The 19,196-nt window shown below is 38.6% G+C and carries 20 protein-coding genes and 4 pseudogenes; 13 read left to right on the forward strand and 11 right to left on the reverse strand.

The genetic code is table 11. The annotated features are described in order from the left end of the window. Positions 1-149: 149 nt before the first annotated feature. On the forward strand, positions 150-1,568 hold the full coding sequence (locus tag E3U36_RS09375) for a Do family serine endopeptidase (RefSeq protein ID WP_180817611.1): 1,419 nt from the start codon (positions 150-152) through the stop codon (positions 1,566-1,568). Positions 1,569-1,668: 100 nt separating this feature from the next. Further along, positions 1,669-2,742, forward strand: coding sequence for an outer membrane-stress sensor serine endopeptidase DegS (gene degS, locus E3U36_RS09380; protein ID WP_180816344.1), 1,074 nt, complete (start codon positions 1,669-1,671; stop codon positions 2,740-2,742). 55 nt (positions 2,743-2,797) lie between these two features. On the opposite strand, the gene murA is transcribed toward degS, so the two are convergent. The 7 genes from murA to mlaF form a co-directional block, all read right to left on the reverse strand. Further along, a complete protein-coding gene (murA, locus tag E3U36_RS09385; protein WP_180816345.1) occupies positions 2,798-4,063 on the reverse strand; it encodes a UDP-N-acetylglucosamine 1-carboxyvinyltransferase in 1,266 nt (421 codons plus the stop codon). A gap of 51 nt (positions 4,064-4,114) precedes the next feature. Beyond that, positions 4,115-4,369, reverse strand: a complete 255-nt coding sequence (gene ibaG / locus E3U36_RS09390; protein ID WP_180816346.1) for a BolA family iron metabolism protein IbaG — start codon at positions 4,367-4,369, stop codon at positions 4,115-4,117. 147 nt (positions 4,370-4,516) lie between these two features. Then, positions 4,517-4,792, reverse strand: coding sequence for a lipid asymmetry maintenance protein MlaB (mlaB, locus tag E3U36_RS09395; protein WP_369412939.1), 276 nt, complete (start codon positions 4,790-4,792; stop codon positions 4,517-4,519). Between the two features lie 5 nt (positions 4,793-4,797). Next, positions 4,798-5,433 carry a phospholipid-binding protein MlaC gene (mlaC, locus tag E3U36_RS09400; RefSeq protein ID WP_180816348.1) on the reverse strand — a complete coding sequence of 212 codons (636 nt, stop codon included), beginning with the start codon at positions 5,431-5,433 and terminating at the stop codon, positions 4,798-4,800. Positions 5,434-5,470: 37 nt separating this feature from the next. Further along, the gene (gene mlaD / locus E3U36_RS09405; protein ID WP_180816349.1) at positions 5,471-6,004 is read right to left on the reverse strand and encodes an outer membrane lipid asymmetry maintenance protein MlaD; all 534 of its coding nucleotides are present in this window, start codon (positions 6,002-6,004) and stop codon (positions 5,471-5,473) included. A 3-nt stretch (positions 6,005-6,007) separates the two neighbouring features. Then, on the reverse strand, positions 6,008-6,790 hold the full coding sequence (mlaE, locus tag E3U36_RS09410; RefSeq protein WP_180817612.1) for a lipid asymmetry maintenance ABC transporter permease subunit MlaE: 783 nt from the start codon (positions 6,788-6,790) through the stop codon (positions 6,008-6,010). A gap of 7 nt (positions 6,791-6,797) precedes the next feature. After that, complete coding sequence (gene mlaF / locus E3U36_RS09415) at positions 6,798-7,601, reverse strand: phospholipid ABC transporter ATP-binding protein MlaF (RefSeq protein WP_180816350.1); 804 nt, start codon at positions 7,599-7,601, stop codon at positions 6,798-6,800. Between the two features lie 307 nt (positions 7,602-7,908). Here mlaF and kdsD point away from each other — a divergent pair, with 307 nt between their 5' ends. The 10 genes and pseudogenes from kdsD to npr all read left to right on the forward strand — a co-directional run bounded on the left by kdsD (position 7,909) and on the right by npr (position 14,943). Beyond that, positions 7,909-8,877, forward strand: coding sequence for an arabinose-5-phosphate isomerase KdsD (gene kdsD / locus E3U36_RS09420; RefSeq protein WP_180816351.1), 969 nt, complete (start codon positions 7,909-7,911; stop codon positions 8,875-8,877). 16 nt (positions 8,878-8,893) lie between these two features. After that, on the forward strand, positions 8,894-9,457 hold the full coding sequence (kdsC, locus tag E3U36_RS09425) for a 3-deoxy-manno-octulosonate-8-phosphatase KdsC (RefSeq protein ID WP_180816352.1): 564 nt from the start codon (positions 8,894-8,896) through the stop codon (positions 9,455-9,457). A gap of 17 nt (positions 9,458-9,474) precedes the next feature. Next, a complete protein-coding gene (gene lptC, locus E3U36_RS09430) occupies positions 9,475-10,065 on the forward strand; it encodes an LPS export ABC transporter periplasmic protein LptC (protein ID WP_180816353.1) in 591 nt (196 codons plus the stop codon). Further along, positions 10,066-10,620 (forward strand): lipopolysaccharide ABC transporter substrate-binding protein LptA, encoded by a 555-nt coding sequence (lptA, locus tag E3U36_RS09435; RefSeq protein ID WP_180816354.1) that lies wholly within the window; start codon positions 10,066-10,068, stop codon positions 10,618-10,620. Between the two features lie 6 nt (positions 10,621-10,626). Further along, entirely contained in the window at positions 10,627-11,352 is a 726-nt protein-coding gene (lptB, locus tag E3U36_RS09440) for an LPS export ABC transporter ATP-binding protein (protein WP_180816355.1), read from the forward strand. Positions 11,353-11,416: 64 nt separating this feature from the next. Next, positions 11,417-12,856 (forward strand): RNA polymerase factor sigma-54, encoded by a 1,440-nt coding sequence (gene rpoN, locus E3U36_RS09445; protein WP_180816356.1) that lies wholly within the window; start codon positions 11,417-11,419, stop codon positions 12,854-12,856. Between the two features lie 22 nt (positions 12,857-12,878). Further along, positions 12,879-13,163 (forward strand): annotated as a pseudogene (hpf, locus tag E3U36_RS09450) (ribosome hibernation promoting factor); the annotation flags it as partial. A gap of 123 nt (positions 13,164-13,286) precedes the next feature. Further along, positions 13,287-13,754: a PTS IIA-like nitrogen regulatory protein PtsN gene (gene ptsN / locus E3U36_RS09455; RefSeq protein WP_180816358.1), complete on the forward strand. Its 468-nt coding sequence runs from the start codon at positions 13,287-13,289 to the stop codon at positions 13,752-13,754. A gap of 65 nt (positions 13,755-13,819) precedes the next feature. Then, the gene (gene rapZ / locus E3U36_RS09460) at positions 13,820-14,674 is read left to right on the forward strand and encodes an RNase adapter RapZ (RefSeq protein WP_180816359.1); all 855 of its coding nucleotides are present in this window, start codon (positions 13,820-13,822) and stop codon (positions 14,672-14,674) included. Then, positions 14,671-14,943, forward strand: coding sequence for a PTS phosphocarrier protein NPr (gene npr, locus E3U36_RS09465; protein ID WP_180816360.1), 273 nt, complete (start codon positions 14,671-14,673; stop codon positions 14,941-14,943). The genes rapZ and npr overlap by 4 nt, the downstream gene beginning before the upstream one ends. A 303-nt stretch (positions 14,944-15,246) precedes the next feature. Here npr and E3U36_RS09470 read toward each other — a convergent pair. Continuing rightward, positions 15,247-16,250 (reverse strand): annotated as a pseudogene (locus E3U36_RS09470) (metallopeptidase TldD-related protein). A 182-nt stretch (positions 16,251-16,432) separates the two neighbouring features. Between E3U36_RS09470 and yjgA the strand changes: the two are divergent. After that, positions 16,433-16,972, forward strand: a complete 540-nt coding sequence (gene yjgA, locus E3U36_RS09475; RefSeq protein WP_180816361.1) for a ribosome biogenesis factor YjgA — start codon at positions 16,433-16,435, stop codon at positions 16,970-16,972. On the opposite strand, the gene E3U36_RS09480 is transcribed toward yjgA, so the two are convergent. The 3 genes and pseudogenes from E3U36_RS09480 to tldD form a co-directional block, all read right to left on the reverse strand. Beyond that, on the reverse strand, positions 16,969-17,259 hold the full coding sequence (locus E3U36_RS09480; protein WP_238337444.1) for a barstar family protein: 291 nt from the start codon (positions 17,257-17,259) through the stop codon (positions 16,969-16,971). The two genes, yjgA and E3U36_RS09480, sit on opposite strands and share 4 nt — an antisense overlap. Next, a pseudogene (locus tag E3U36_RS09485) lies at positions 17,260-17,722 on the reverse strand (ribonuclease domain-containing protein). A gap of 19 nt (positions 17,723-17,741) precedes the next feature. Next, a pseudogene (gene tldD / locus E3U36_RS09490) lies at positions 17,742-19,188 on the reverse strand (metalloprotease TldD). Positions 19,189-19,196: the final 8 nt, after the last annotated feature.

The raw sequence follows: 19,196 nt of genomic DNA on the forward strand, positions 1-19,196 counted from the left end.
CATGTAAATACATGTAAAAAAACGATTACTACTATCTGTTGGCTGAACTTTTTTGCATAATTTAAAGTCTTAAACCTGCTGAGGCCTTTTATATCCAGGATAGCAAATTACCTTAAATAAACTAGGTATGTAAGAGAATTGAATTCATGATGAAAAAAGAGAAACATTTTTTAACTATATTAGCTATGAGTATCAGTCTTTCACTCATAAGTATACCTGCAGTAAGTCATGCTGCATCAATGCCACCAATTGCTTTATCATCTGGTCAAGAATTACCTAGCCTAGCACCGATGCTAGAAAAAGTACTTCCTGCCGTAGTTAGTATTCGTGTATCTGGAACACGTGTTCAAAATCAACAGCTACCAGAAGAATTTAAATTCTTTTTTGGGCCCAATTTTCCCTCACAACAACAAAGTGTTCGCCCTTTTGAAGGATTAGGCTCCGGGGTTATTATTGATGCTGAAAAAGGTTATATCCTAACTAATAACCATGTCATCGATAATGCTAATAGCATCCAAATTCAGCTTAATGATGGCAGAGAAATTGACGTTAAGCTTATCGGCCGTGATCCTCAAACAGATATCGCCCTATTACAAATCAAAGATTCAAATACAGCAAATCTGAAAAAATTGAACTTAGTGGCGATTAAAATAGCTGACTCCGATAAACTGCGAGTTGGTGATTTTGCTGTTGCTGTTGGTAACCCTTTCGGTTTAGGTCAAACAGCAACATCAGGAATTATTTCTGCATTGGGTCGTAGTGGTTTAAATGTAGAAGGTCTGGAAAATTTTATTCAAACTGACGCTTCTATTAATAGAGGTAACTCAGGTGGCGCATTAGTTAATCTCAATGGTGAACTAATTGGTATTAATACCGCTATTTTAGCGCCTGGTGGGGGTAATATTGGTATTGGCTTTGCCATTCCATCCAATATGGCTAAATCTCTTAGTGATCAAATTATCAAACATGGTGAAGTAAAACGTCGATTGCTAGGGATCAAAGGCACTGAAATGACTTCTGATGTATCGAAAGCATTGAAGATTGATGTGCAAAAAGGGGCATTTGTCAGTGAAGTGATACCAAATTCTGCAGCAGCTAAAGCAGGCATTAAATCTGGTGATATTTTGGTTTCGATTAATAACAAATATATCAATAGCTTCGCTGAATTGAGAGCTAAAATTGGCACTAGTGAAATCGGTAAGCAGATCACCATCGGTCTACTACGTAAAGGCAAGCCAATGGAAGTGAATGTTACCTTAGAAGATAGTGATTCTAGCAGTACGAAAGCAGAAGTTTTAACCACGTCACTAATAGGAGCCACTTTAAGCAATAGTACAATCAAAGGCACTAAAGGTGTTAAGGTCGATAGCGTTTCGTCTAATTCACCTGCAGCCATGCTTGGCCTGGCAAAAGGTGATCTTATTATTAATGCCAACGAACAACGGATAGAAAATATTAATCAACTGCGTAAAATTATTGAAACTAAACCTACTGCTTTAGCATTAAATATTTTACGTGGTGATCAAAATATCTATTTATTACTTCGCGGTAATAATATATTCAATTAATCACCCAGCAAACAGGTACTGTTAACTATCGTACCTGTTTGTATTTATGGTATCCTGCTATTTTATTATCTCGTTTATCTTTTATTACAGAATACTTACTATGTTCATCAAGCTTTTTCGTGCCGCCATTGGAGGGCTTGTTATCGCTACTATTTTGCTAATGGCTATTCCATCTCTACGCCCAAAAGGACTCACTGACCTCCTTGACGGTAAAAAAGATGAGCAACCAATTAGTTATAGTAAAGCGGTACGTAGAGCAGCACCGGCAGTTGTCTATGTTTATAGCAGCGGGACCGGTAGTTTTTCCCAAAATGGGCGCGAATTAACTGCATTAGGCTCCGGTGTCATTATGAGCAGTAACGGTTATATTATTACCAACAGACATGTCGTTAATAACGCAGATCAAATTCAGATTGCACTGCCTGATGGATTAATTTTTGACGCACTCATCGTTGGCTCAGATAGCTTAACAGACTTGGCTGTTTTAAAAATAGACGCCGAAAATCTTCCTGTGATTACGATTAACCCACAACGTAAAGCGCGCGTTGGCGATATCGTGTTAGCCATCGGTAACCCCTATAATTTAGGACAAACAGTGACACAAGGAATTATTAGCGCCACTGGACGGGTAGGGCTAAGTCCTACCGGCCGACAGAATTTTCTACAAACCGATGCGTCTATTAATCATGGCAATTCAGGCGGAGCGCTAATTAATACTGAAGGTGAATTGATGGGAATTAATACACTCTCATTTGATCATTCAGAAAATGGTTTTACGCCTGAGGGATTAGGTTTTGCTATTCCAACAGAATTAGCAACTAAAATTATGGAAAAACTTATTCGTAATGGGCGAGTGATCCGCGGTTTTATCGGTATCACTGCGCGGGACTTACCCCGTATTCGCTCTAACAATAACGATATTAATCAAATTAAAGGGCTACGTATTTTTCAGGTCGCGGCAAATGGCCCGGCAGAAAATGCTGGTATTCAAGTCGGTGATATTATTATTTCTGTTAATGATCAACCGGTTATCTCGGCTGCGGAAACAATGGATCAAGTTGCTGAAATTAGTCCGGGCAGTATCGTCCCTGTCACACTACTGCGCAACGAAAAAACAATGACTGTCCACGTTAAAATTGAAGAGTACAATGAAGGTAAATCATTACTACAATAAGTAAGAATCAGCAGTCTAACAAAGCTACTGATTTTTACCTTAGTAAAATAGCAGGTTATATTTTCTTTGCAGTAATACGTTCTATATTGGCCCCTAAACTACGTAGCTTCTTTTCTATTTCCTCATATCCCCTATCGATATGATAAATCCGATCAACAGTCGTTTTTCCTTTCGCAATACATCCAGCAAGTACTAAACTAGCAGATGCCCGTAAATCGGTAGCCATGACTTGTGCACCCATAAGTTGTTCAACACCATGACAAACAACGGTATTTCCTTCTATTTCCGCATGGGCTCCCATACGAATTAACTCAGGGATATGCATAAAACGATTTTCAAAAATAGTTTCTGTTATTGTACTAACACCTTCAGCCACTAAATTAAGTAAGCTAAATTGTGCCTGCATATCGGTTGGAAAGCCTGGATGCGGTTCTGTTCTGATAGTCACTGCTTTTGGCCGCTTACCATGCATATCCAGCTGGATCCAATCCTCGCCAATTTCAATCTCTGCACCCGCCTCACGTAATTTAGCTAATACTGCATCCAATGTAGCTGGTTTAGTATTGCGACAGATTACTTTACCTCCAGAGATAGCAGCTGCAACCAGAAATGTACCTGTTTCAATCCGATCAGGTAAAATTCGATAAATACCACCACCTAAGCGCACAACTCCTTCAATAATAATGCTGTCTGTACCTGCACCCGTGATCTTTGCCCCTAATGAATTTAAAAAGTTGGCTGTGTCTTCAACTTCATGTTCACGAGCTGCGTTTTCAATAACGGTTTTTCCCTCTGCCAGAGTTGCAGCCGTCATAATAGACACGGTGGCGCCGACACTAACTTTATCCATAACAATATTGGCGCCTTGCAAACGACCATCGACCGATGCTTTAACATAACCTTCATCTAAGGTAATTTTGGCACCAAGTTGTTCAAGCCCAGCAATATGTAAATCAACTGGACGCGCACCAATCGCACATCCTCCCGGTAAAGATACTTGGCCTTTACCGAAACGAGCCACTAATGGCGCCAAAGCCCAAATAGATGCACGCATCGTCTTGACTAATTCATAAGGAGCACAAAATTTATTAATACCACGTGCGTCAACAAAAATAGCGCCATTACGCTCAACTTTTGTACCTAACTGATTAAGTAATTCAATTGTTGTATCAATATCTTTTAGCTTTGGAACATTTTGTAATTCAACGGGTTCTTCTGCTAAAAGCGATGCAAACAATATCGGTAGTGCCGCATTTTTTGCACCAGAAATCGAGACCTCTCCCATCAAACGGGTTGGCCCCTTCAATCGAAACTTGTCCATCTAGAAATTCTCTATGAGTAATATTTATATTATTAATGCAAAAGTATAGTCTTAAAAACCATTAAGCTTACGATCTCTTTTCCATTCCGCGGGGGTATAAGCTTTAATTGATAATGCATGGATCCGATTATCTGCAATATATTCCATTAGTGGTGCATAAATCAGTTGCTGCTGCTTAACCCGACTCATACCGTCAAACATTTCACCAACAGCAATGATTTGAAAATTACTACCTTCGCCATTGACAATCACTTCATCAAGTTTCAATTGTTCTATTAATACTTGCTTTATTTCATTTGTATCCATAATTAAACTCAATTCTAACATTAAAAGACAATCCATCTATCCTAATCGATCTATCATCTGCTGCAAATCAAACAAAACGCCCTTGGCATAAAAATGCACAAGAGCGTTTGCTTTATATATAAACTCTTTTTAAAATTTATGACCCAATTAGTTCATAAAATCCTCAAGTTTATAAAGCCTAATAAGGGTCTTAAAACGCTCACTAATACCTTCAAATACCCATTTATTCTCTGACTGCTGTTCTGATTTTAACCTAATAAACATAGCGAGTCCGGTAGAATCGATATGAGATAACTGGGAAACATTCATCGCATTAATACATTTTAGCAACTGATTTCTCTGTTGCCAAAAAGCGGGTAGAGTATCACGATCAAGCTCACCGGTTAAAATCAACATTTGACCTTTCTGCTCCCAAGTCAACATGGGTATCATGATTTTTTATTTTCCAGCGTAATGGGATTTTTTGCACTATTGAGCAACACTTGTGTCAAACCGTCAATACCTTTAGTACGTAAAATATTAGCCCATTCGTTTTGTTTAGTTGTAATTAAACTAACACCTGCAGTAATCATATCATAAGCCTGCCAATAGCCAGTTTTGCTATTTTTACGCCATTGAAAATCAAGACGTACAGGTGGTCGTCGGCCCTGTGGATCGGTAATTGTTACCCGAATAGCAACCACATTCCTATCACCCAGCGGTTGTTCAGGCGCAATCTGATATTGTTGCCCATGATACATTGCCAAGGCTTGTCCATAAGCTTGTTCCAAATAGGCTTCAATCGCCTGAAAATAAGCATCCCGTTGTGACGGGGTTGCACTACTATAATAAGATCCTAAGACTAATGCTCCTGCATACTTAATTTGTACATAAGGCATAAGTTCTTCACGAACAACCCTGCGTAAGTAATCTGGATTTTGCCGGATCATAGGCTGCTCATTTTTTAAGCGAGTAAAGGTTTTAGCAGCGGCTTCTTGCATCAGTTTATATGGGTTGGTTTGATCTATCGCCATCGCAAAAGAAGCAACCACTAACAAAGCCACTATTAAGAAACGTTTAAACATAAAATAGGTTCCTTTTCTTATCATATTAGATTGTTCATCATGGTGTCGTGGAAGATTTTTCGTTATTTCCGGAAACTGAGCTTGCTCTATTCGAACGATTAGGATCGCCACTGCTATATAAGAATTGCCCAATTAAATCTTCCAATATTATGGCCGGTTTAGTATCTTCGATGCGTTCACCGTCCTTAAGAAAGGTAATTCCCATATCCGGATCATAAAAACCCACATTAAGTGCTAAAAACTGCTCACCTAATAATCCCGCAGTAAGTATCGACAATGAGCTGTTATCAGGAATATTATCATATTGACTAAAAATCGCTAAAGTAACACGTGGCGTATAAGTTTTCTTATCTAACATAATATCGACTATTCGGCCAACCACCACACCACCTATTTTTACCGGCGAGTTTACTTTCAATCCGCCTACATTGGTAAAAGAAGCAGTAACTTTATAAGTTGGGTGATTACCAAATGATTTAATATCTGCAACTTTTAAACATAAAAAGACAATTGCAGCTAATGCGATCAAAACAAATAGTCCAACTAGAATTTCACTTTTCTTACTTTGCATGAATTAATTCCCAAACATCAGTGCAGTAAGCACAAAATCTAAACCCAACACAGCTAATGAAGAATGAACAACGGTTCTGGTTGTTGCACGACTTATCCCTTCCGATGTTGGGATGGCATCATAACCATTAAATAAAGCTATCCAGCTGACTGTAAAAGAGAATACCACACTTTTAATAAAACAGTTGAGAATATCCTTTTTCCACTCAATAGCAGATTGCATCGATGACCAAAAAAAGCCTTCATCAATTCCTTTCCAATCAACACCGACTAGCGCACCACCTAATATGCCTACGGCGACAAAAATTAATGCCAGTAATGGCATACTGATCAGTCCGGCCCAAAAACGTGGCGCAATAACTCGACGTAATGGATCAACCGCCATCATTTCCAAACTAGAGATCTGCTCTGTTGCTTTCATCAACCCTATTTCTGCCGTTAATGCAGAACCTGCTCTGCCAGCAAATAAAAGTGCGGTCACCACTGGTCCTAGTTCCCTTAATAGAGAAATAGCGACCATCATGCCAAGACTGGATTCAGCACTAAACATGGTCAAGACTAAATATCCTTGTAAACCAAGTACCATGCCAATGAATAATCCCGATACAGCAATAATTAATAAAGATAAGACTCCTACATTGTAGAGCTGTTTTATTAATAATTGCCATTGTTTTACAAATTCAGGGTTGCCAAATAAGGCCCGACATAACAAATAGCCAGCACGACCAAATGTCGCCACCATAGCTAGTGAACGATGGCCTAATGCGGCTAATGTATCAATTAGTATCATCCCATCACCCTAATAAATCTGCTGCATAATTTCCTGCCGGAAACTTAAATGGTACCGGACCATCTGCTATACCATCAAGAAACTGCCTAACCCGCGCATCCTTATTTTGTTGCAATTCTTTCGCTGTGCCTTCAGCAATAACATGTTGCTCCGCAATAATATAAGCTTTATCCGCTATGCTCAACACTTCTGGCACGTCGTGAGAAACAATAACACAAGTAATACCTAATGCATGATTAAGTTCATCAATAAGTTTAACCAAAACTCCCATGGTTATCGGATCTTGCCCAACAAAAGGTTCATCAAATAGAATTAATTGTGGATCAAGGGCAATAGCGCGTGCCAATGCTGCTCGTCGCGCCATACCACCTGATAGTTCAGCTGGCATAAGATTGGCCGCACCTCTCAACCCGACTGCTTCTAGTTTCATCATGACCACTGTTCGAATAATTTCTGCTGCTAAAACAGTATGTTCACGTAAAGGGAAAGCAACATTGTCAAAAACATTCATATCAGTAAACAAGGCACCTGACTGAAACAACATACTCATTTTCTTGCGAGCAGCATAAAGTTCCGCGCGTGATAGTGTTGGAATATTAACACCATCAAACCAAATTTCTCCCTTATCTGGCTGTAATTGTCCACCAATCAAACGTAGCAACGTTGTTTTTCCAATACCTGATGGCCCCATGATTGCCGTAATTTTTCCCCAGGGGATCGTCAAGCTCATATCGGTAAAAATCAGCCGTTGACCCCGAATAAAAGACATATCTTTGATTTCTATGATATTATCTACAGACTTCTTCATGACGATAATAGCCTTTCTGTCTAATTATCATTTAAGTATATTTACTCAGTATGGAACATATTACCTAAAAACTAGCATATATTCGCTATCAATATTATTGCCAATTTTACTTTTGTTCATTACATCGTCACAATAAACAAATTTTCAAATGTCATCATAGTGAAAAATGCTATTTTTTCTAATAATACAACGTACGGATAATATATTGATGACAGTAATACAAAGCGAGTGATATGAAAAAACGAGTCTTACTAAACATCTATTAACCCATATAATTAAATTAGTTATATTAAATTGGGGAATAAAAATGTCTGATATTGATTTTCAAAAAACAGCGAAGAAGGTATTGGAGATTGAACGTAGCGGGCTTGCCAATTTGGAGCAATATATCAATGATGATTTTAACCAAGCTTGTGAACTGATTTTCAAATGTACTGGCAAAGTCGTTGTTATGGGGATGGGTAAATCAGGCCATATTGGCCGAAAAATTGCAGCCACATTAGCCAGTACAGGAACACCGGCTTTTTTTGTCCATCCAGGAGAAGCTAGTCATGGTGATTTAGGCATGATTAGTCGTCAAGATATTGTTATGGCTATTTCTAATTCCGGTGAGTCAAATGAAATATTAGCACTCATTCCAGTGTTAAAACGCCAACACATTGCGTTAATTTGTATGACAAAAAATCCTGCTAGTAGCATGGGAAAAGCGGCAGATTTTCACCTTTGTATCAAAGTACCGCAGGAAGCTTGTCCATTAGGTCTAGCGCCAACAACAAGCACAACCGCGATGTTAGTTATGGGAGATGCTATTGCGGTCGCTTTACTTGAAGCGCGGGGTTTTACTGCTGAAGATTTTGCACTTTCTCATCCAGGTGGCACATTGGGCCGCAAACTTTTATTAAGAGTGAGTGACCTAATGCATACTGGGAAAAATATTCCAAATGTCATGAAACAGGCAACATTACAGCAAGCATTAGTGGAAATTACTCGCAAAAAACTAGGTATGGTTGTGATTTGTAATGAAGAAATGCAAATTGAAGGTATTGTTACCGATGGTGACTTACGACGCGTCTTTGCAATGAATATTGACTTAAATAATGCCAAAATTACCGATGTAATGACAGCCGGTGGTATTATGGTAAAACCCGATATGCTAGCGATTGACGCCTTAAATTTGATGCAACACCACCATATTACTTCCTTACTGGTGGCAAAAGCAGATACACTTATTGGTGTTATTCATCTGCATGATCTTTTGCAAGCTGGCATCATATAATTATTGGAAATAATACATGAATAATGATAATAAAATCACAACCTGTTATGGCCCAATATACCAACATATCGTTGAAAAAGCACGTCTTATCAAATTACTAATTTGTGATGTTGATGGTGTCATGACAGATGGCTTAATTTATATGGGAAATAATGGAGAAGAACTAAAAGCATTCAATGTAAAAGATGGTTATGGTATCCTTTGTTTACTGACCTCTGCAATTGAAGTTGCCATTATTACTGGTCGTAAAGCTAAATTATTGGAAGATCGTGCCAAAACACTCGGTATTAATTATCTTTACCAAGGGCAAAGTGAAAAAAAATTAGCTTATAATGATCTGATAACCCGATTAAAACTCCAACCTCAACAGATTGCTTATATTGGTGATGATTTAATTGACTGGCCTGTCATGTCGCAGATAGGACTTTCGGTTGCTGTAGCTGACGCGCATCCAATGTTGTTAAGTAAAGCGCATTATGTTACATATCAAGCAGGCGGCAAAGGTGCGGTACGTGAAATTTGTGATCTGATCCTGCTTGCTCAAGATAAGATAGAAAATGCCCAAGGTTTATCAATATAGGCAAAAATGAAACAACGATGAGCAAATTTAAGTTTTGGCTTAACATTATATTAACACTAATTGTTTTAGCGCTTATTGGCTGGAACTTAGCTGATTTTAATCAATCAAAAGCACCAGCTATGGTGGATAACAGCCAACCAAATTATCAAACTGGTAATGCCATTACCCATGTCTATGATCCAATGGGTAAATTGGCCTATAAGCTGATAACCGATGATACGCACTACTTTTCGAGTAATAAAACCAGCTGGTTTATTAATCCAGTATTAACAACTTATGACCCAAAAAGTATCCCCACTTGGGCCGTACGCTCCAATAAAGCCAAATTAACCAACGACAACATGCTTTATTTATATGGTAATGTTCAAGTAAATAGCTTAAATCCAACTTCAGATTTACAAAAAATTTTGACGGAAAATGCCATCGTTAACCTAATTACCCAGGATGTTTCATCTGATGATAAAGTCACGGTAATTGGTATCGGTTTAAGATCAGTGGGTATGAAAATGCGCGGTAATATGAGAACGCATACCGCTGAATTAATTGAAGATGTTAAAACCTATTATGAAATCCCCAATAAGCAAACAGCTCCAGAAGGAAACAACTAAATGATATTGGTAAAAAAAATCTTCATTAATGTAGCATTGACTAGTTCAATATTCATATTAAGCTTGCCAGCAATAGCGCTGAAAAGTGATTCTCAACAACCCATTCAGATTGATTCAGTTAAACAGTCACTTGATTTAGAAAAAAATATTACCACATTTACAGAAAATGTTGTCATAAAACAAGGTTCTATAGCTGTTCGAGCTGATAAAGTCGTTGTAACCCGTCCGAACGGCGATGCCAAAAAGATGGTTGTCGAAGCCTATGGTACACCAGCCAATTTCTATCAATTACAAGATGATGGTAAACCGATCAAAGGTCACAGCGACAAAATACGTTATGAAATGGAAAAAGAGCTGGTCATCCTAACGGGTAATGCTTACCTTGAACAACTAGATAGCAATATTAAAGGTGACAAAATTACCTATTTAGTCCCAACCCAACAAATGGAAGCATTTAGTGATAAAGGGAAACGAGTAACGACCATACTGTTACCTGCCCAATTACAAGAAAAAGGCCCTGGGGTAAAAAGTACAAATAATAGTAAGAGTAAATAATAAAAAATGGCGAAATTAACTGCGAAACATTTGGCAAAAACATACAAAAACCGCAAGGTTGTTGAAGACGTTAGCCTGGAGGTCAGTTCAGGTGAAATCGTTGGTTTACTTGGGCCAAACGGTGCAGGTAAAACGACAACCTTTTATATGGTAGTTGGTATCTTTCCTCGTGATACTGGAAAAATTGCTATCGACGATGAAGATATTAGTTTGCTGCCGCTTCACGAACGGGCTCGTAGGGGAATAGGTTATTTACCGCAAGAAGCCTCAATATTTCGCCGGCTAAACGTTTACGAGAATCTGATGGCTGTATTAGAAATTCGTAAAGATTTAACATTCGAAGAAAAACAGCAACGTGCCGAAGAATTGATGGAAGAGTTTAGTATTACTCATTTGCGAAATAACCTCGGTCAATCACTTTCTGGCGGGGAGCGTCGACGGGTAGAAATAGCCCGGGCATTAGCGGCTGATCCTAAATTTATTCTTTTAGATGAACCTTTTGCTGGTGTTGATCCGATTTCAGTATTAGATATAAAAAAAATAATCCAACACTTGAGAGATTATGGTTTAGGCGTATTAATAACCGATCACAATGTGAGAGAGACATTAGATGTCTGTGAACGTGCTTACATTGTCAGTCAAGGTCATCTTATCGCGCATGGAACTCCTAAAGCAATTTTAGAAAATGAACAAGTCAAACGCGTCTATTTGGGAGAAGGTTTCCGCCTCTAACCGTGACTAATTAAAGTTGGTAAATTTTTTTATTATGTTATTCCCAAGAGGCTAAGCCAATTTTATGAAACAGAGTTTGCAACTCCGACTCAGTCAGCAGTTGGCGATGACACCACAGCTACAACAAGCTATTCGTTTGTTGCAACTTTCAACATTAGAACTTCAACACGAAATTCAGCAAGCTCTTGAAAGCAATCCTTTACTTGAACAAGATGACCTCTACCAGGAAATTGAAACATCAGATATTAATGATAACGAGCCAGCGGCACTAGATAGTTTTGACGCCATCGAACAAAATGATGTGCCAAGCGAATTACCTTTAGATACTAATTGGGAAGAAATTTACCACTCAGATAACTATCCAACTCTAACCAATAATTTTAGTGACAATGATTTTCCTATCTACCAAGGAGAAACATTGCAAACGTTGCAAGATTATTTATCCTGGCAAGCATCATTAACACCTTTTACTGAAATAGATGCCGCGATTGCCACCGCCATTATTGATGCTGTGGATGATTCCGGCTATTTAAGCACCACTATTGAAGATATTTACGCGGGTTTAGCCCTAGCAGATATTACCCAGGAAGAAGTTGACATTGTATTAAAACGGATCCAGCACTTCGATCCGATTGGCGTCGCAGCCAAAAATTTAAAAGACTGCTTACTAATTCAGTTATCAGCGTTACCTCGCGAGACTCCTTTTCTAAAAGAAGCTAAACTGATAATTAACGACCATTTAGAATTAATTGGCAATCGTGATTTTCGGCAACTTAGCCGAAAAACCAAATTAAAAGAACCGGCCTTGAAAGAAGTTATCGCTATGATCCAACTATTAGATCCTAAACCTGGGCAAATCATTCAAACTAATGAACCACAATATATTGTCCCCGATGCTCTGGTGCGCAAAATAGATAATGACTGGCAAGTAGCTCTAAATACTGAAAACATTCCACGCTTAAAAATCAATCAACATTATGCTTCTCTAGGTCAATACTCTGATAATGAAGAAGATAACCAATTCATCCGTAACAACTTACAAGATGCAAAATGGTTAATAAAAAGTTTAGAAAGTCGTAATGAAACTTTATTAAAAGTTGCCCAATGTATTGTTGAAAATCAACAACAGTTTTTTGAATATGGTGAAGAGTATATGAAACCTATGGTACTAGCGGATATTGCTTATCAGGTTGATATGCACGAATCGACGATTTCCCGTGTCACATCGCAAAAATATCTACATAGTCCAAGAGGTATTTTTGAACTGAAATACTTTTTTTCTAGCCATGTTAACACTGATACCGGAGGAGAAGCCTCTTCTATCGCTATACGCGCGCTAGTAAAAAAACTCATTGCGGCAGAGAACCCTGCAAAACCCTTGAGTGATAACAAATTAACGAGCATACTAGCAGAACAAGGTATTCAAATTGCTCGTCGTACAGTTGCTAAATATCGAGAGTCTCTATCCATTCCACCCTCGAATCAGCGTAAAAAACTGATTTGAATTAACTGAGAAGGAAGATACTATGGAATTTCAAATTACTGGCCAAAATATTAAAATTACTGAAGCATTACGCCAAACCGTGGAAGAAAAGTGTTCGAAATTTGAACAATACTTTGACCATATCAATGCTATTCATGTAATTTTAAAAGTACAGAAATTTAATCAAATTGCTGAGGCAACGGCGAAAGTAAATGGAGCAGAACTACATGCTTCTGCTCAAGAAGATGATATGTATGCGGCAATTGATGCCATGGTAGAAAAAATGGCGCGCCAGCTTACTAAATACAAAGAAAAATTGAAACAACATGAATCTGTGTTATTAAACAACAAGGGCACTATGACACTAAATGTAGATTATCGATGTTAGTATCGTTCATGCCAGATATTCATTATGGATATCTGGTATAATTGCCCTAAGTGAATAAATCCAATGAACAGTGAAAAAAAATTATCATTAAGCTCGGTATTAACACCATCATGTACACTCAATAATGTACATTGTACTAGTAAAAAACGAGCACTAGAAATTATTAGTGAAGTTGCTGCAATTGCACTGAATGTACCTGAAAGTGTCGTTTTTGACTCATTATTAACCCGTGAAAAAGTCGGCACAACCGGTATAGGTGGAGGTATTGCAATCCCACATGGCAAATTAAATGAAAACAATTCATCCGACGCAGTTGGTGTTTTTCTCCATTTAGATGAACCTATTGCTTTTGATGCCATTGATAATCAGTCAGTCAATTTACTGTTTGCATTATTAGTTCCTTCAGAGCAATGTAAAACACATTTACATACTCTCTCTTTAATTGCCAAACGGTTAACTGATAAGAACCTATGTCGTCGTTTACGCGCTGCGCAAAGTAATGATGAACTCTATAAAATCATTACTGAATAACTGGTTTCTAAAAATCTAAGCCAAATAATGATTTTCATTGTGAAGAAACTTAAGGGGTATGACTCATGGTGCTGATGATAGTCAGTGGCCGTTCTGGTTCAGGTAAATCAGTTGCTCTACGGGCACTGGAGGATATGGGTTTTTATTGTGTTGACAATCTGCCCGTTATTTTACTGCCAGAATTAGCAAATTCACTTGCTGAACGACAAACTTCTGCGGCCGTGAGTATCGATGTTCGTAATATGCCAGACAACCCAACAATTTTCGAGAATGCGTTAAAAAATCTACCGGCTAGTTTTTCCCCACAATTACTTTTTCTTGATGCAGATCGTAATACGCTGATCAGAAGATATAGTGATACACGCCGTTTACATCCACTCTCCAATAAAAATTTATCATTAGAAAATGCTATTGATGAAGAAAATGATCTATTAGAGCCACTCCGCTCACGCGCAGATTTAGTTATCGACACCTCTGAAATGTCAGTACATGAACTGGCTGAAATGCTTAGAGCACGCTTATTAGGTAAACGGGAACGTGAATTGACAATGGTTTTCGAATCCTTTGGCTTTAAACATGGTATTCCGATCGATGCAGATTATGTGTTTGATGTCCGTTTTTTACCTAACCCACATTGGGATCCTAAATTACGTCCTATGACAGGTCTCGATCGTCCTGTTGCCGCCTTTCTTGACCGACACACAGAAGTGCATAACTTTATCTATCAAACACGTAGTTATCTTGAATTATGGTTACCCATGTTAGAATCTAATAACCGTAGCTATTTGACGATTGCTATCGGTTGTACCGGAGGTAAACACCGTTCAGTTTATGTTGCCGAACAACTGGCTGATTACTTTCGTTCTAGAGGCAAAAATGTTCAGTCGCGTCATCGGACGTTAGAAAAGAGAAAGTCATGACGGTCTATCAACTCATTATTATAAAAAATCAACAGGGTATGCATGCCAGGCCAGCAATGATGCTATGTGAACTAATCCAACAATTTGAATCTTCGGTGCTATTGCGCAATTGCCATAATATAGAAGCTCAAGCAGATAGTGTTATAGCGATGTTAATGTTAGACTCAGAACAAGGTAGTTATATCGATATTGAAGTAACCGGTCCAGATGAAGAGCAGGCACTAGCAGCAATGATTCAACTTTTTCATCATAAACTTGAAGACGATTAACCAGTCTCTTTCAAAAAGTGTAATTAAATCAACGTTATTAGACAGCCATTTTTCACCGCTATCAACTACCTCAAAATTACGCGATATCTGCTAACACTATTATTCTTTCAATGTCATTTAATATACTGTGGCAAATTGAGTAAAAGTCATTCTGCCACACTAAAATGCTACTGAGTTGGCATCAACCCCATCTATAACTTTTCCGTCATCTGGTAATTTCTGCTCTTGCTGTAAATGCCTATCATTTTAGCCGTTCAATCCGGCCAAATCTTCTCATTCAACGAAAGCAATTATTAGCAAAATTTACTGACCAGCAACATGCATTTCTGGTAATAATACCGAACCACATTGAATATTACTGCGAGTTTTAATATCGTTGCCTATTGTTACGATATTAGCCCACATCTGTTTTAGATTGCCAGCAATAGTAATTTCACTGACAGGATATTGTATTACGCCGTTTTCAACCCAAAAACCTGCTGCTCCCCGAGAATAATCCACCGTTACCGAGCTAACTCCCTGCCCATCAATTCAGTAACAACTAACCCCGTCCCCATTTCTCGCAATAAAGCAGCAAAAATGACCGGTGTCTTCATAGTTGATAATTTACGCGGTGAAAGCCTGGCGACAGTTCGGCGAGCAGCCTCCTGTCCAACCCATTGAGGTGATTGCAAATCCTCTAATCGACGGGCAATGGAATAAGCATAATCGCGCTCCATTCCATCATTCTCCTGAGCAATCACACAACTTGACATTGAGTGCCGACTGGAGCAATAACTCTGTAACATTCCGTGAGTATTACCAAACACTCTAATGCCATAATGACTATTAAAACTTCCACCTTCAGTATTTTTAATTCTTTTATCCGCATTTAAAGCCGACATCTCCGCTTGAACTGCCAATTGGATCGCTTTTTCAGCATCAATATCAAAGGGATAAAAGAGTTTTAAATCAGGTGATTGATAAGCCAAAAGGTCAGCGTCTGCTAAACCAGCAAAAGGATCTTCCGAAGTATACTGTGCAATATCAATATCGGCTTGCACAGTACGCTTAATCGCTGCTGGATGTAAATTAGTGGACGAGGCACTACCTTTGTTGTTTATGATAAACCGTGATGCCAAGAGAGCACCATCACTATTACATTCAATATTGTCAGTTTCACCAAAACGTTTACTTACACTGATACCTGTTGATTTATTAATAGCCACTTCAGCTGCATCACAACTCTTTTTGGCGATTGATAATGCATATGCAACTGTTTCTTCTAATTGTTGACGTTGTAATAAAACCTGTTCCGTCAAACTCATTGATATCATCCAAAAATAGAAAATAAAATCAACTCAACCAATACCTATCTTCAGCAGAAAATAAATCCTCTGTAGCATTAAATCTATTTTCCCAGTTACAATAGAGATAAGATGTTAACATACCAGACGACAGATTATTCTGAAATAAAATAATCCGACGTCTTGCTAAGAGGAAAACCGCGATGGCAAAACAGCCCGATAACTGGTTCGATGATAACGCCGATAATATCGATAAGGATGAAATCATCTGGGTCAGTAAAAGCGAAATCAAGCGTGATGCCGAAGCGCTAAAAAAGCTGGGAGCAGAACTGGTTGAACTTAGTAAACATGAACTAGAACGTATCCCCCTTAATGATGAACTACTAGCAGCTGTTGAATTAGCGCAAAAAATTAAGAGTGAAGGGCGACGACGCCAGATACAATTTATTGGTAAATTACTCAGAGCGCAAGATCCTCAACCTATTTATGACGCGTTGGATAAGCTAAAAAATCGGCACAATCAACAAATTGCCATATTACATAAACTTGAAGCTTTACGTAATCAATTATTAGAGAATGGCGATAATGCAATTGAAGATGTAATACGTTTATTTCCCTTAGCTGATCGTCAACAGCTACGGACCTTAATTCGTAACTGTAAAAAAGAAATAGAGGCAAATAAACCGGCTAAAGCCTATCGCCAACTCTTTCAATACCTAAAAACATTATCTGAAATTGCCTAAGCTGGATTAGATTGGGAGGCTCGGCAATGAAATATTAATTTCCCTCCTAATGTTTGTTCAGCTTCTCTAAAAACCGTTATCAGCTCAGCAAATTCTGTTAACTGATATTCATTTATATGAGAAAAAATAACCTCTACCGGTAAAGCAATTCCACAAGTCAACATATCCCAAAGTGCATCCAAATTTTGGCCAAACCATTTTGGTAATTCAAAAACCAATATCGCTTTTTGATAAAAGTCATTCAGATTTTCTATTTCACGAAAATCAAATTCAACACAATGCATCATTTAATTCACTCTTGAAAAGGTTTTATAATGATCTAACGTCACATAAATCAATCCATCTGATGAATAAAGCAATCTATCACTAGCTCGATGACCACAGTGATAATTGATATCGGCTTCATACCATTGGCGGATCTGGAGCAGCAGGTAGCAATTTTTCTCTGTTGTTGTATCTATCGCCACCAATCGCTGTACCCGGCATAACTTGACATAAATTACCTGCCCTTGGATCCCAACCACTTTGTCGTGCTTTTCTTTTTGTAATATAAAAGTCTGGTAATCGATGGTATTGCCTTAGATAATTAACCACATTTTGCTGTGCGGTTAACTTGTCAATATTATGGACAGCCGTGGGCGCTACTGTTTGCCCTATTATGTCTGCCTGCTGCCGACTATGCCATTTAAAGTAAACGACTGCCACTATTAATATGGCTAATATTAGCAAGATAACAATTTTTTTATTCATCCAATCATCCAAAAATTTATTATGCTGTTCCACCAACCGTCATACTATCGAGCTTTAATGTGGGTTGGCCCACACCAACAGGAACACTTTGCCATTCTTTGCCGCAAACACCAATCCCGCTATCAAGTTTGAGATCATTACCAACCATTGAAATCTGCTGCATTGCTTCTCGCCCGGAGCCAATTAATGTTGCTCCTTTTATCGGCTTTGTGATTTTCCCTTTTTCGATCAAATAGGCTTCCGCAGTCGAAAAAACAAATTTGCCCGAAGTAATATCAACTTGCCCACCAGCAAAATTAGGTGCATAAATACCACGATCAACACTGGCTATTATCTCTGCTGGGGTTGATTGTCCGGCTAACATATAAGTATTTGTCATACGAGGCATCGGTAAATGCGCATAAGATTCACGCCGACCATTACCGGTTTGCACAACACCCATCAAACGAGCGTTCATTTTGTCTTGCATATAACCTTTTAAAATACCATTTTCAATCAAGACATTATATTGTCCCGGTACACCTTCATCATTGATGGCTAAAGATCCTCTACGACCGACTAGAGTGGCATCATCAACCACGGTACAAAGTGGTGAAGCAACTTGTTGACCTACTTTTCCACTAAAAATAGATGTGCCACGCCGATTAAAATCACCTTCAAGACCGTGGCCGACTGCCTCGTGTAGTAAAACACCTGGCCAACCAGCACCGAGTACCACAGGCATTGTGCCTGCCGGTGCAGCAATTGCGGTAAGATTAACCAATGCTATGCTGACAGCCTCTCGAGCATAATATGCCGCCCGAACTTCACCTTGCTCTGTTTCAAGAAAATATTGGTAACCATAGCGCCCACCACCACCACTACCAGCACGCTCACGCTTGCCGTCATGTTCCACTAACACACTGACAGATAAGCGTACTAATGGACGAATATCAGCCGCTAACGTGCCATCTGTTGCTACGACCAGAACATGTTCATAAACACCAGATAGCGTTACATCGACCTCTTGCACACGAGGATCTTGGGCTCGGGCAACTTGATCAACACGCTGCAACAATGCGATTTTCTCTTCCTGGATCATTGTTTGTATAGGATCAATCGCAGAATATAAATGTTTAAAATTAACCTTACTAATTAGACATGCTTGGCCCTTACCAGCCTAATTGACAATGCTTCGAGCCGCATTAGCACTTTGCTGTAGTGCCTGTAAAGTTATCTGATCGGCATAAGCAAATCCGGTTTTATCATCACGAATAGCGCGAATACCTACACCCTGATCAATATTGTAGGATCCTCTTTTAATAATTCCGTCTTCCAATCCCCATGCTTCATGACAACTCCGATTGAAAATAGAGATCGGCATAATCTAAATATCGCTCGGCAAGTGATTGTAAAACATCTTGCAGATGTTGATGATTAAGATCGTTTGATGTCAGCAAATATTCACTAACAGAGGTTAAACTCATATTTATTT

Source organism: Arsenophonus endosymbiont of Aphis craccivora (assembly GCF_013460135.1).
Lineage (GTDB): Bacteria > Pseudomonadota > Gammaproteobacteria > Enterobacterales > Enterobacteriaceae > Arsenophonus > Arsenophonus nilaparvatae.